Here is a 13,613-nt window from a genome sequence, read left to right as displayed (position 1 = left end):
TAATGAGTAGAAATTATAAATTTCATAATCCTGAAGGTTTGTATTTTATCAGTTTTGCGGTTGTGGGTTGGTTAGATGTATTTACTAGAAACGAGTATAAGAATTTGTTTTTAGAAAGTTTAGAGTTTTGTCAAAAAAAGAAAGGACTGGAGATTCATGCTTGGTGTATTATGACAAATCACGTGCATTTAGTTTTTAGGAGTATCAATGGGCAAAAGCCTGAGTTATTGGTTGGTGATTTAAAGAGGTTTACAAGTCAGTCAATTGTTAAAAGTATACAAGAAAATCCAAAAGAAAACAGAAAAGAATTCTTGTTAGATTTTTTTAATAAAGAAGCCGAAAAAAGTTCCAATGTGAAGCATCACCAATTTTGGCGGCATGATAACAAGCCTATTGAACTTTGGAGTAATAAAGTTATTCAGCAAAAGATCGATTATGTTCACAATAACCCTGTGGAGGAGGGATTGGTATACAGAGCAGAAGATTATGTTTATAGTAGTGCTATAGACTATTCTGGTCAAAAAGGACTTATTGATGATATTGTGGTTTTTATAATGTTTGATGTTTAAGCAGGGCGTGCCACACGAAAGGATTCGTGCGGGAGCGGGGGACTGTAATGTCAGGTAAAAGAATTCAATATAATTATGCTTTCATAAACTTAACTTAGGCAGAAGTAAAAACCTACATGTTAAAAAAAATATGTTTCCACCTATTTTAGAAAGTGTTAAAAGTGATCCTCAATCGAAAGTGTTTAGAGATAATAAAGTAACTATTAATTATCACTACAGTGATAAAAATGGAGTCTTTATAATTAATTATTTAATAAAACCTGAAATGTACAAGGATGAGCTAAATTAGTTTTTTACTTTTCGTTTCTGCACGAACCCTTTCGTATAGAAATATTGAAGATAGAAATGAATGTTAACTGAATAATATGAAGCAGTGAAAAAGGAAAAAAATTGGCTTAAAATCATTGTCGAAAATCTGCTTGATTTTATTTTAATGTGGAAATAATAAGCTTTTCTAAAGTATAAAAGAACGCTACTGCAATGCTTATAAGTGTGATCATATTTTTTTGTGTAATTCAGAAAAGTGAATAAGTAAAAGGTTTAAACATAGATTAGAAAAGTAAAAATACATACGAAATATTTTAAGAAAGAACTAAATGTAAAAAGCCGGACTCGTGCGAATCCTTTCGTTTGCCAAATAAAATATAAATAAGATGAAAATTTTTGATTACGTTTTTTACAAAATGTATAAGTCAACCTCAAAAGTAAATGATTTATTCCCTGAGATCCCAACTATTATTTTTCTCTCCGCATTATTGTTTTTAAATGTAGGGTCGATCTTGTTGGTTTTCGATATTTCAATTGAGGGTGTAGGTCTCAATAGAATATATTTAATTGTAACAATTATTTTGTTTTTTAACTTTTATTATTTTTTAAAAAACGATAAGTATAGAATGATAATAGAGGAATATGAATCCAAAAAAAATGTACCTTTTTTAGATGTTTTGATTTTTATTTATCCATTTGCTTCTTTCTTTATCTGTTTTAAATTGTTGAAAATGGCTAACGGACAAATTGGTTTTACATTAATGGGTTTGTTGTTTGTTGAAGTGTTGGCGTATATTAGTAAAAAGAAAGATTAGTCACGCGAAAAGTAAATTTATGATGAGCAGAGCAGAATTACGCAAAATGATTTAGAAAACTATACGTAAACAAAAGATAAATGATATCAAGATGAATCTATAGGGGTTAAATTTTATAAAGAAAGCGAGATCTAAGTCTCGCTTTTTTTTAGACAATTATTGTTTTATTTAACTTGTAATTGCGTAAGATTTGGTTTATAATTATATATTTGTAAGAAATAGATTAAACTTGGTATTTATAAAAAAGGATTGGCTTTTTACTCCTTTGTTTATTCTGCACTTTTTAGAATATTGAATGTTTTGCATTTGAGTATACAAAAGAATTTGCACAGGAACAGAGAAGAGTAATAATAACATAGAGCCAAAAGGCTTTGGAATACTGAATTATCTAAGCTTTAGATGATATTTAATTTAAATAGCTATGAAAAAAATCAACAAAACTCTTGTTTCTATTCTTGTACTAGTCTCTATGATGAGTGCAAATGCGCAGACAATCGCATCTACCCAGCAACAAAATGCCAGAGCTACAGGATATGCAATAGTAGCTGCCAGGAACCCAGGTAAAAGTTTATCAATTATGATGATAAAATGGGATGGTATTAATACTCTGGAATATAATGCTAACAAGCAAATTAATTCGCTTTGGCACCCTCAAGCAGCTGTAAAAGGCAATTATTTTGATCAGACGTTTGAAGCAAATAGTTTTAGTGTTTATAGTTCAGTAGTTATAAGTGAGGCTGAGTTTGATAAGTATAAAAGTACCGGTACAGATTGGTGGATTGTTTGTTCGCCGTTACCATCTTTTAGTAATTCAAGTGTAAATATTTTGGCGAATGGCAATGTAGGTATTGGTACAACAAATCCAACAGAAAAACTTACCGTTGCAGGAAGCATTAACTCTCGCGAAGTAAAAGTAACCGTAGGTGCCGGAGCAGACTTTGTTTTTGAAAATGATTACAACTTACAGTCATTAGATTTCTTAGATAAATTCATAAAAGAGAATAAACATTTGCCCGAAATTGCTTCTGCAGAAGAAATGCGTAAAGAAGGAATTAACCTGTCTGAAATGAATATTAAACTTTTGCAGAAGATTGAAGAATTGACACTTTATGTGATTGAGCAAGATAAAGATATAAAAGATTTAAAAAGTCAGAACGAAGTGTTTAGAGGTTTAATTGAAAAGATGAGTAAGTTAGAAATGACGGTTTTAAATAGTAAATAAACATGTTAAAAACACAGTATAAAAAGTATTGAAGTAATCCGATAAAATTTAAATTATGAATAAAATTATGTTTTTCGCATTGGTCTTAATTACACAATTAAATTTTGGGCAAAATATATTTCCTACATCTGGAAATACTAGTATTGGTGCTGGAGCAACGCCTATATCTCCGTTACACATTAAAAGTTCTAATGACGCTATTTTGGCTTTGCAAACTACAGATGATAGATGGCTTTATACTCAATACTTGAATAGTGTGGGAACAAGAAAATCTTGGATTGGTTTAGGTTATGATTTAAGCAGTTTTAATATTACAGTTGAAAATGGGACGGATAAAATCCTTTTAAATGGTGGTAATGTAGGTATTAACTCGCCATCTCCATTAAATACATTTGAAGTTAAAGTACCAACAAGCAAAGGCGTATCGAGTTCAGATGGTATTTCTATACATGATGGTGCAGTTTATAGATTAGGAATTAATATTGGAGTAAATACAGAGAGTGAATATTCTTATATACAAGCTATTAAAGGTGGTATTGGTCAAAAGAACATTATAATTAATCCAATTGGTGGTAGTGTTGGTATTGGAACAATTACAACTGGAACTCATAAACTGGCGGTTGAAGGGTCAATCGGAGCACGAGAAGTAAAAGTGTTGGCAACAGGCTGGGCAGATTTTGTTTTCAAAAAAGAATACAATTTGCCAACACTTCAAGAAGTTGAAAAACATACTAACGAAAAAGGGCATTTAGAGAATATTCCAAGTGAAGAAGAGGTTTTAAAAAACGGCATTAATCTGGGCGAAATGAATGCTAAGTTATTGCGAAAAATCGAAGAATTGACTTTGTATGTAATTGAACAGGAAAAGAAAAATATCATACAATCGGAAGAAATTGAAAAGTCAAACAAGCAAATTGAAAGGTTAAGTTTTGAAAATAAAACTCTTACATCTATTTCTGAAAGATTATATCAGATTGAACAAAAAATAAAATAAAAAAAAGACCATGAATAAGCTTGTATTGTTATTTATCCTTGTTGGGATGCCAAATGTTTTTTCTCAAAATAATGTTCCTCCAAGTGGGAGTGTTAATTTCGATACAAATTTAAAAATAGGTAAACAAGAAGCGCCTGCAAATACCGCAGGTGAAATTATTCGTTTATCGTTACGTCCTTATGGACATACTGGTGGATTGTGGGATTTTACCGCAAGAGATATTGCAGGTGCTGCATATCTTGATATAAATTATGGGCTTAATTCGGTTATAACATTTGGTACTGATAAAAACGTAGGTATTGGGACAATAACTCCACTTGCAAAACTAGAAGTTAAAGGAGGAAATATCTTAGTTAGAAATTCCTCAAACGTTGATAATGAATCTTCTATTATGATTGCTCATTCTATAGCTCTAGGAAGCTATAATACTTTTGGGACTTCTATAAGAACAATTACCCAAATTAGTGGTTATAATACATACGGAATGCAATTTTTTACGCAAGAATTACATTCGACAGGTCAAACAGAAAAAATGAGAATTTTAGGTAATGGTAATGTTGGTATTGGAACAATAACAACAGGAACTCATAAACTGGCGGTTGAAGGATCAATTGGAGCACGAGAAGTAAAAGTGCAAGCTACAGGTTGGGCGGATTTTGTTTTCAAAAAAGAATACAATTTGCCAACACTTCAAGAAGTTGAGAAACATATTACCGAAAAAGGGCATTTGGAGAATATTCCAAGTGAAGAAGATGTTCTAAAAAACGGAATTAATCTTGGAGAAATGAACGCTAAGTTGTTACAAAAAATAGAAGAACTAACGCTTTATGTAATTGATCAAAATAAAAAAATAGAAGAACTGATAAAGGAGACTAAGATATTAAAAGAGGATAATAAGTCTTTTAAAACTATTCTTGAAAGTGATTTTGGAGCTAAGAATTAATTTAAACTGATATAGAAAAATGAAAAAGATAATATTTATTCTCGTTATTTTAATTGCCGGTAATAAGTTAGTTCATAGTCAAACATTTGATGGGAATTTAGGAGCTAAAAGTTTAGCATGGGCAACAGAACAGAAAGATTTTAATAGTGTTCCCAGAGCTGGAGTTAGTCCAATGTCTTTAAAACTTTGGGATAATTATGGAGGTGCTGGCGCTCCCTCTAATTACGGATCTTTGTTAGAAATATATGGCAAGTCAAGTCATTTAATTTCGCAATTGTATTTTGATAATACTTGGAATGGTAGTAGAATATTATACAGAACTTCATTTTATGGACAAACTACTTGGGAAAGTTGGCGTTATCTTTTGGATTCAAAAAGCGATGTAGAATCTGTAGGTAATTTAAAAATAGCAGGAACAGGTAACAGTTATATTCTGAATGGTAATTTTGGAGTAGGAACTTCAAATCCAAAAAATAAATTAGATGTAAACGGAACAATTCACTCAAGAGAAGTTAAAGTTGATGTGAATGGCTGGTCTGATTTTGTTTTCAAAAAAGAATACAAGCTACCAACGCTTGAAGAAGTTGAAAACCATATCGCAGAAAAAGGTCATTTGGAAAATATACCAAGTGAAGAAGAAGTTTTGAAAAATGGGATTAATCTTGGCGAAATGAATGCTAAGTTGTTGCAGAAAATCGAAGAATTAACTTTGTATGTGATTGAAATGAAGAAAGATATTATAATATTAAAAACAAAATAAATATGAAAAAAAATACATTAACCTTAATTATTTTATTAGGTTTTATTGGTGACATTTCTGCTCAGATTTCAACTTCGCTATCTATAAACGATACAAGATCTATAAATGATTTGCCAAATTTTTCTTATCGTGATTTAAGGGCTGATTTTAAGTATAGAAATGTTATTGGTGTACCTGGTAAGGGTGTGTTTTCTGCTAATTTAACTCTTTCGCCATGGATTAATAATGATAATACAGGGGGTAAAAATTATCAATTAAACCTAAATGAAGGAGGTATGTTTTATAGAAGTGGGTTTCCTTTGGATTCGCAATGGGGAGTATGGAGAGAAATCATAATGGCTAGTGAAAATGGCAATGTTGGTATTGGCAAAATAAACCCAGCAAACAAGTTAGACGTAAACGGAATAATCCATTCAAAAGAAGTTAAAGTTGATATGAACGATTGGTCCGATTTTGTCTTTAAAAAACAATACAAGCTACCAACTCTTGAAGAAGTTGAAAACCATATTGCAGAAAAAGGACATTTGGAAAATATTCCAAGTGAAAAAGAAGTTTTAGCAAATGGAATAAATCTGGGAGAAATGAATGCAAAGTTGTTGCAAAAAATAGAAGAGTTAACACTTTATGCAATTGAGCAAAATAAGCTGTTAATCGATTTACAAAACAGACTGGAAAAAGTAGAAGTAAATACAAAATAGTAAAAGAAGTGCGCAAATGTTAAAAAAGCGAGATTTATGTCTCGCTTTTTTTTATTGTCAAATTTTTTTTCTTGCGCATGTATTTTTATTAAATCATCATTTTTTTTCTTAAAAATAATATGTATGCATAGTAAATTGGCCATTGTGTGTTTAATGTTTGATTTTAATTTAATAAAACTAACTGACGAATAGTTAAAATACTGGCAAAAAACATGCTGAATATTAATTTTTTTTAACGTTTTTTTATTAATATTAAAAATATTTGTATTTTGGCTATATAAACTAACCAAAAACAAACCTAACATGAGACTGTATTTGCTAATTATGTTGTTTTTCAGCGGAATATCTTTTGCGCAGAATACAATTACTGGTTCTGTTACCGATGGTAACAAACAAGCTATTCCGGGTGCCAACATTGTTATTGTAGGAGATCACAGTGGTACTTCTACTGATTTTGACGGGACATTTAAATTAACGACTTCCACTAAACCGCCATTTACGATTAAAGTATCGGCTGTGGGATTTGGTTCTAAAACAGTAAATGTTACATCGACTACTCAAAAGATAGATGTGGTTTTGAAAGATGAAGAAAACAAACTGGACGAAATTGTGGTTTCTGCTTCAAGAACTCCGGAGCGAGTTTTAGAATCTCCGGTTACTATTGAAAGAATGGGAATTCAGGACATCAAAAAAACTGCTTCACCTTCTTTTTATGACGGTATGGAAAACATGAAAGAGGTACAGATGAATACCAGTAGTATGACCTTTAAATCTGTTAATACCAGAGGATTTGCTACTGTAGCAAATACACGTTTTATGCAATTGGTTGATGGAATGGATAACTCATCTCCATTGTTGAATTTTGTGCTTGGAAACATGATTGGGGTTTCTGAAATTGATGTTCAGAGTGTGGAGTTATTGCCTGGAGCATCATCTGCTTTGTATGGGGCAAATGCTTTTAATGGAATTTTGTTTATGAATAGTAAAAGCCCGTTTACAAGTCAAGGTATTTCTACCTATTTAAAAATGGGACAAACGTCTCAAAATGCAGCCGGTAACAATTTGTATTATGATTTTGGAATTAGAATGGCATATGCTTTTAATAAATATATTGCCGTTAAAGCTAATTTTACTTATATGGAAGCTACTGATTGGTATGCAACAGATTATAATGATAAAACGACTGCCGGAATCGATAGAAGTAATCCAAATTATGATGGAATAAATGTTTATGGTGATGAAGTTTCTACAAATCTAAAAGGTGTAGGGCAATCATTAGCGAGTTTGGGATTGATTCCTGCTGCAGCTGTAAATTTATTGCCAAGTACTAATGTTAGTAGAACGGGTTATGATGAAACAGATCTTACAGATAATAAAGCGGGTAATACAAAAATAGATTTTTCGTTTCATGGAAGACCTTTTGGAGATGAAAGATTAGAAATTATCTGGCAAAGTAAATTTGGTTTTGGTAATGCTGTTTATCAGGGAGCAAACAGATATTATCTGAACAACTTTGCAATGCAACAACATAAATTAGAATTTAAAGGGAAAAATTTCTTTTTAAGAGGATATACAACATCAGAAGATGGAGGGCAATCTTATGATATGGTATTTACAGGAATCAATGTAGATAGAAAATGGAAAGATGATAAAACATGGTTTGGTCAATATGCAGGAGCATATATTCAGTCTACTTTAGGCGGAGCTACTCCAGAACAAGCGCATTCGATCGCAAGAAGTACAGCAGATACAGGACGTTTTTTACCGGGATCAGCAGCATTTAAAAATGCCTTCAATCAGGTAATTGCTGATGAAAGTGTATTGACAGGTTCTAAACTTGTTGATAATTCACGAATTTATCATTCAGATGCCAATTATAACTTCAAAGACATGATAAAATTTGCTGAAATTCAGGTTGGAGGTTCTTTTAGATTGTATGAATTGAATTCTCATGGAAGAATTTATACAGATGCTAATGGTCCTATTAATTATAATGAATATGGAGCTTATACACAATTGGCAAAGAAATTCATGGATGATAGGTTAAAATTCACAGGATCTATTCGTTATGATAAATCAAAAAATTTCGACGGGAACTTCTCTCCTAGATTGGCGCTTGTGTATTCTGGAGGAGAAAAGAAGAATCATAATTTTAGAGCATCTTTTCAAACGGGTTTCAGAAATCCATCAACGCAAGATCAATACATAGGTTTCAATATTGGAAATGCTGTATTGTTAGGTTCAGCTCCTGATAACTTAGGAAGATTTAGTGAAACTTTTAACCTTAGTGCAGAGGGGCAAGCGTATAGCGGGAAAGCTACAAAAGATATGAATGGTTATGATGCTTATGACAACTCTTATGTTGCAAGTTCGGTAACTGCTTTTGCGGCAGCGGCAGGTTCTAATCCATATACGGCAGCGGCATTGTTGAAAAAAGCAAAAGCTAATTTGGTGCAGCCTGAAAAAGTGAAAGCTTTTGAGTTAGGATATCGTTCTATTTTTGAAGGTACGTCGATAGACATTAATGGATATTATAATATTTACAATGATTTTATTGGAAATCTTAATGTTATTTCTACTTTTTATGGAACAGCCCAGGATAGTCCTAATTTAGGTACACCAGGTGGTCCTCCACCAACAGGAGATGCTGGTTTTCAATCTGTACGTGCAATTCAAAACGGAGAATACAGAGCATATCAATTGTATACGAACTCAGATGTGGAAATTCATTCACTTGGTTTTGGAGTTGGACTTTCGAGAAAAATTATTGCTGATTTTGAATTGGGATTGAACTATAACTATGCTCAATTTGATTTTGATCAGGCAAAAGATCCAAGTTTTGAAGCCGGTTTTAATACACCAAAACACAGAATTAAAGCATCTCTTGGAAATGATAAATTATTCAAAAACTTCGGATTCAATGTAAGCGGAAGATGGAATAGTGAATACATGTGGCAATCTAGTTTTGCAGATGGTTTAATTAAATCGGCTACAGTAATTGATGCGCAAATTAATTATGCGGTGCCGGTAATGAAATCTGTTTTCAAATTAGGGGCAGCAAATATCGGAGGAAAAGAATATACTCAGGTAATTGGAGCAGGAGCTATTGGTCAGCAATATTTTGCTTCTTGGACAATCAATCCGTAATTGCAAAATCTCAGATAAAACAAATATGTTATTTACTTTTCTTTAAGAAGGATTTAGAAAGTGATAATTTTAAAATATATAAATTATGATAAAAAATTTCAAATGGCTTTTATTGGTTTCGTTGACCTTTGGAGCCTGTAATAGTGATGACAACGCTACAACTGTAGTAGATTCGTCTGATGGATTGCCTTTGACTTCCGGTTCTGCTAATTTTTCTAAATATGTTGCATTAGGAGATTCTTTTGCAGCAGGATTTAGTGGGAATGCTTTATTTGTTAAAGGGCAAGAAGGAGCGTATCCAAATTTATTAGCACAACAATTTGCTTTAGTAGGTGGGGGAGAATTTAAAACTCCTTTTGCAAATGATAATATAGGAGGTTTATTGTTGGGAGGAAATGTTATTGCCGGCCCTCGATTGTATTTTAATAATGTTATAACGCCAGAGCATCCTGCTTCAAGTGTTGATGCTGTAAGTGGAAAGCCAACAACTGAAGTTACAGCGCATTTGTCAGGATCTTTTAATAATTTAGGAGTGCCGGGAGCTAAAAGTTTTCACTTGCTTGCGCCTGGTTATGGTAATCCTGCAGGAGTAGCTGTGGGAACGGCAAATCCTTATTTTGCTCGTTTTGCTTCAAGTGCAACTACAACAGTTTTAGCGGATGCTCTAAGTCAGAATCCTACTTTTTTCTCCTTATGGATAGGTGGAAATGATGAATTGGGTTATGCAACAGCCGGTGGAGATCCTGCCGTAAATCCTTTAACACCTCCTGCTACTTTTGACGGAGCTTACAAGGCTTTAGTTGGTCAGCTTGTGGCTGGTGGAAAAAAAGGTGTTGTAGCTAATTTGCCTGTTGTAACAGCGCTTCCTTATTTTCATGTTATAGCTTATAATCAATTAACTCAGGCTAATTTGACTGTTGGAGGAGTTAATTTGGTTAATACATTAAATGCTCAATTATACGGTCCTATACATGGTGCATTAACTTTTTTAGGTCAGGGAGATAGAATCAAACTATTGTCTGCAACCGGAAATAACCCGATGATTATGGTGGATGAAAATTTACCTGATTTGTCTGCAAGTTTAAAAGCGGTATTAATGGGTGGCGGATTAGATGCTACGACTGCTACAGTGTTAGGACAGATTTTTGGAAGAGCTAGACAAACGCAGCCAACTGATTTGATTTGTTTAAGTGCTTCTGCAAGAATTGGTAAAGTTCCATCGGTAGCGATTGATGGGGTTGCTTCGCCTTCACCATCTTTGGCACAATTAGGGATTACTTTTCCATTGCCTGACAGATATGTATTATTGCCAAGCGAGGTAGCAGAGATTGAAGTGGCTACTAATGCTTATAATGCAACAATTAAAGCAGCATCTGATGCGAACAATTTAGCATTTGTTGACGCAAAAACAATTATGAATAAATTAGGTGAGCCAGGTGGAATAACGGCTAATAATGTCACTTTGACTTCTACATTTGTAACCGGAGCGGCTTTTTCTGTAGATGGAATTCATCCTTCTCCAAGAGGATACGCTTTAATTGCGAATAAATTTATAGAAGCAATTAATGTAAAATACGGATCAAACCTTAAAGGTGTAGATGTAAGTAAATATCAGGTTTTGTTTCCTGCAGTATTACCGTAAAGCCAAATTTTTTTTAGTAAGAAAGCCACGCGTTTCTAAAATGTAGTGGCTTTTTTTTATTTTGATAAAAAATGCTTTTTTCTGTATTTGGAGCCTGAGTTTTAGGAATCAAACAAAATCATAGCATTTTTTATAAAAAAAATATTGATTTTATATTTTAAAAAATTATCTTTGCGCTCTGAAAAAAGAGGTATTTTCGATAAACCTAAATAGCTATTTAATAAATACATAAGTAATGTCAAAAGTAATAGGAAAAGTTGCTCAAATCATTGGACCAGTAGTTGACGTAGTTTTCAACGGTAAGGATGTTGAACTTCCAAAAATTTATGATTCACTAGAAATCACTAAAAAAGACGGAACATTATTAGTTCTAGAAGTGCAATCTCACATTGGAGAAAACACTGTTCGTACCATTTCTATGGACTCTACAGACGGTTTGTCAAGAGGATATGAAGTTGTTGGAACAGGAAATCCAATCCAAATGCCAATCGGTCCGGATGTATACGGAAGATTATTTAATGTAATTGGAGATGCAATTGATGGTTTAGGAAACTTGCCAAAAACAGGAGAAAACGGTTTGTCTATTCACAGACCAGCGCCTAAATTTGAAGATTTGTCAACTTCATCAGAAGTTTTATTCACAGGTATTAAAGTAATCGATTTGATCGAGCCTTATGCAAAAGGAGGTAAAATTGGATTGTTTGGTGGTGCAGGTGTTGGTAAAACAGTATTGATTCAGGAGTTGATCAACAATATCGCAAAAGGTCACGGTGGACTTTCAGTATTCGCAGGAGTAGGAGAAAGAACACGTGAAGGAAATGACTTGCTTCGTGAGATGTTAGAGTCAGGAATTATTAAATACGGTGATGATTTCATGCACTCTATGGAAAATGGAGGATGGGATTTATCTAAAGTAGATATGCCAGGAATGAGAGAGTCTAAAGCTACTTTCGTTTTCGGACAAATGAATGAGCCTCCTGGAGCTCGTGCTCGTGTAGCACTTTCAGGATTATCTATCGCTGAGTATTTCCGTGATGGAGCTGGAACTGATCAAGGTAAAGACGTATTGTTTTTCGTTGATAACATCTTCCGTTTTACACAAGCAGGTTCTGAGGTATCAGCGCTTTTAGGACGTATGCCTTCTGCAGTAGGATACCAACCAACTCTGGCAACAGAGATGGGAGCAATGCAAGAGCGTATTACATCTACAAACAAAGGATCTATTACATCTGTACAAGCGGTTTACGTTCCTGCGGATGACTTAACTGACCCGGCACCGGCAACAACGTTTGCTCACTTAGATGCAACAACAGTATTGTCTCGTAAAATTGCTGAGTTAGGTATTTATCCAGCGGTTGACCCGTTAGATTCTACTTCAAGAATTTTGACTCCTCAAATCTTAGGGGCAGAGCATTATGACTGTGCACAAAGAGTAAAAGAGATTCTTCAAAAATACAAACAATTACAAGATATCATTGCGATCCTAGGTATGGAAGAGTTATCTGAAGAAGATAAATTATCTGTATCAAGAGCACGTCGTGTTCAACGTTTCTTGTCTCAGCCATTCCACGTAGCGGAGCAATTTACAGGTATTCCTGGAGTATTGGTTGATATTAAAGATACTATCAAAGGATTCAACATGATTATCGACGGTGAATTAGATCACCTTCCGGAAGCAGCTTTCAACTTGAAAGGTTCTATTCAGGATGCGATCGAAGCTGGAGAAAAAATGTTAGCTGAAGCATAATCAAGCGAAGCTTGATAAATAACAAAAAATAAAAATTCCAAATTCCAAAATTGGGATTTGGAATTTTTATAATTTGGAAGCATAAAAATAAAGTTAAAAGTTTGAGATTATAAGTGAACGCTTTGTTTGCAACTTCTAACCTTTAACAAATAACTTCTAACTCAAAAAAAAGATGATTTTAGAAATAGTATCACCAGAAGCAAAATTATTTTCAGGGCAAGTAACATCAGTTACATTACCTGGAGTTGATGGAAGCTTTCAAATATTGAATCACCATGCTCCTATTGTTTCTATTCTAGAAAAAGGAACTATTAAAATTGCAGCGTCAAGTTTCAATTTTTCTAAAGATGTAGCGAGTAAATTCACGAAAGTAAATGATCAAACCTATACATTAGAGATCACGTCAGGTACTATCGAAATGAAAGACAATAAAATTATTGTATTAGTTGACTAAGACAATTCTAAAATAAATAAAAAGCCATTCACTATAGACTGCACCCAAAAGTTTAGACAAATTTATAATTAAGTTTGATAATAATGAGCTCGATATTTTATCGGGCTCATTTTGTTTAAATTTGATTTAATTCTTTCGTTATTGTAATATATTATATACTTATTAATTTCTTTTTTTAATTGTTCTATTGATTTAAATTTTTGGGTATAAAACATTTCAGATTTTAATATTCCAAAGAAGTTTTCAATAATTGCATTATCTAGGCAGTTTCCTTTTCTTGACATGCTTTGTTTGATTCCTTTTTGTTTTAATAAAAGTTGGTAATGATTCATTTGGTATTGCCAGCCTTGGTCTG

At 33.0% G+C, this 13,613-nt stretch carries 12 protein-coding genes; 11 read left to right on the top strand and 1 reads right to left on the bottom strand.

Annotated elements, in window-relative coordinates; genetic code table 11:
• Positions 1–2 precede the first annotated feature (2 nt).
• The 11 genes from CHB81_RS20515 to CHB81_RS20465 all read left to right on the top strand — a co-directional run bounded on the left by CHB81_RS20515 (position 3) and on the right by CHB81_RS20465 (position 13,258).
• Positions 3–569, top strand: a complete 567-nt coding sequence (locus CHB81_RS20515) for a transposase (RefSeq protein ID WP_089353707.1) — start codon at positions 3–5, stop codon at positions 567–569.
• 653 nt (positions 570–1,222) lie between these two features.
• Positions 1,223–1,651: a hypothetical protein gene (locus CHB81_RS20510; RefSeq protein ID WP_089353706.1), complete on the top strand. Its 429-nt coding sequence runs from the start codon at positions 1,223–1,225 to the stop codon at positions 1,649–1,651.
• Between the two features lie 421 nt (positions 1,652–2,072).
• Entirely contained in the window at positions 2,073–2,873 is an 801-nt protein-coding gene (locus CHB81_RS20505) for a tail fiber protein (protein ID WP_254921200.1), read from the top strand.
• 55 nt (positions 2,874–2,928) lie between these two features.
• Positions 2,929–3,867, top strand: coding sequence for a hypothetical protein (locus tag CHB81_RS20500; RefSeq protein ID WP_089353705.1), 939 nt, complete (start codon positions 2,929–2,931; stop codon positions 3,865–3,867).
• Positions 3,868–3,877: 10 nt separating this feature from the next.
• Positions 3,878–4,810: a hypothetical protein gene (locus CHB81_RS20495; RefSeq protein WP_141130433.1), complete on the top strand. Its 933-nt coding sequence runs from the start codon at positions 3,878–3,880 to the stop codon at positions 4,808–4,810.
• 19 nt (positions 4,811–4,829) lie between these two features.
• The gene (locus tag CHB81_RS27190) at positions 4,830–5,570 is read left to right on the top strand and encodes a hypothetical protein (RefSeq protein WP_254921199.1); all 741 of its coding nucleotides are present in this window, start codon (positions 4,830–4,832) and stop codon (positions 5,568–5,570) included.
• A 2-nt stretch (positions 5,571–5,572) separates the two neighbouring features.
• Positions 5,573–6,268, top strand: a complete 696-nt coding sequence (locus CHB81_RS20485) for a hypothetical protein (RefSeq protein ID WP_254921198.1) — start codon at positions 5,573–5,575, stop codon at positions 6,266–6,268.
• A gap of 303 nt (positions 6,269–6,571) precedes the next feature.
• Complete coding sequence (locus CHB81_RS20480; RefSeq protein ID WP_089353703.1) at positions 6,572–9,415, top strand: TonB-dependent receptor; 2,844 nt, start codon at positions 6,572–6,574, stop codon at positions 9,413–9,415.
• An 85-nt stretch (positions 9,416–9,500) separates the two neighbouring features.
• Complete coding sequence (locus CHB81_RS20475) at positions 9,501–11,057, top strand: SGNH/GDSL hydrolase family protein (RefSeq protein WP_089353702.1); 1,557 nt, start codon at positions 9,501–9,503, stop codon at positions 11,055–11,057.
• A 235-nt stretch (positions 11,058–11,292) separates the two neighbouring features.
• A complete protein-coding gene (gene atpD / locus CHB81_RS20470) occupies positions 11,293–12,804 on the top strand; it encodes a F0F1 ATP synthase subunit beta (protein ID WP_089353701.1) in 1,512 nt (503 codons plus the stop codon).
• A gap of 172 nt (positions 12,805–12,976) precedes the next feature.
• Complete coding sequence (locus tag CHB81_RS20465; RefSeq protein WP_089353700.1) at positions 12,977–13,258, top strand: F0F1 ATP synthase subunit epsilon; 282 nt, start codon at positions 12,977–12,979, stop codon at positions 13,256–13,258.
• Positions 13,259–13,326: 68 nt separating this feature from the next.
• Here CHB81_RS20465 and CHB81_RS20460 read toward each other — a convergent pair.
• Positions 13,327–13,613: IS3 family transposase (locus CHB81_RS20460; protein WP_141130429.1), on the bottom strand; the 287-nt coding region annotated here is incomplete at its 5' end.

This window comes from Flavobacterium sp. ov086, assembly GCF_900187965.1.
Taxonomy (GTDB): Bacteria; Bacteroidota; Bacteroidia; order Flavobacteriales; family Flavobacteriaceae; genus Flavobacterium.
This window is presented reverse-complemented; position numbering and strand designations above follow the sequence as displayed.

Bases quoted from the DNA above. Each gene is read 5' to 3' on its own strand.
- atpD (WP_089353701.1), top strand. From the start codon at position 11,293: ATGTCAAAAGTAATAGGAAAAGTTGCTCAAATCATTGGACCAGTAGTT.
- CHB81_RS20480 (WP_089353703.1), top strand. From the start codon at position 6,572: ATGAGACTGTATTTGCTAATTATGTTGTTTTTCAGCGGAATATCTTTT.
- CHB81_RS27190 (WP_254921199.1), top strand. From the start codon at position 4,830: ATGAAAAAGATAATATTTATTCTCGTTATTTTAATTGCCGGTAATAAG.
- CHB81_RS20475 (WP_089353702.1), top strand. From the start codon at position 9,501: ATGATAAAAAATTTCAAATGGCTTTTATTGGTTTCGTTGACCTTTGGA.
- CHB81_RS20465 (WP_089353700.1), top strand. From the start codon at position 12,977: ATGATTTTAGAAATAGTATCACCAGAAGCAAAATTATTTTCAGGGCAA.
- CHB81_RS20510 (WP_089353706.1), top strand. From the start codon at position 1,223: ATGAAAATTTTTGATTACGTTTTTTACAAAATGTATAAGTCAACCTCA.
- CHB81_RS20515 (WP_089353707.1), top strand. From the start codon at position 3: ATGAGTAGAAATTATAAATTTCATAATCCTGAAGGTTTGTATTTTATC.
- CHB81_RS20495 (WP_141130433.1), top strand. From the start codon at position 3,878: ATGAATAAGCTTGTATTGTTATTTATCCTTGTTGGGATGCCAAATGTT.
- CHB81_RS20485 (WP_254921198.1), top strand. From the start codon at position 5,573: ATGAAAAAAAATACATTAACCTTAATTATTTTATTAGGTTTTATTGGT.
- CHB81_RS20505 (WP_254921200.1), top strand. From the start codon at position 2,073: ATGAAAAAAATCAACAAAACTCTTGTTTCTATTCTTGTACTAGTCTCT.
- CHB81_RS20500 (WP_089353705.1), top strand. From the start codon at position 2,929: ATGAATAAAATTATGTTTTTCGCATTGGTCTTAATTACACAATTAAAT.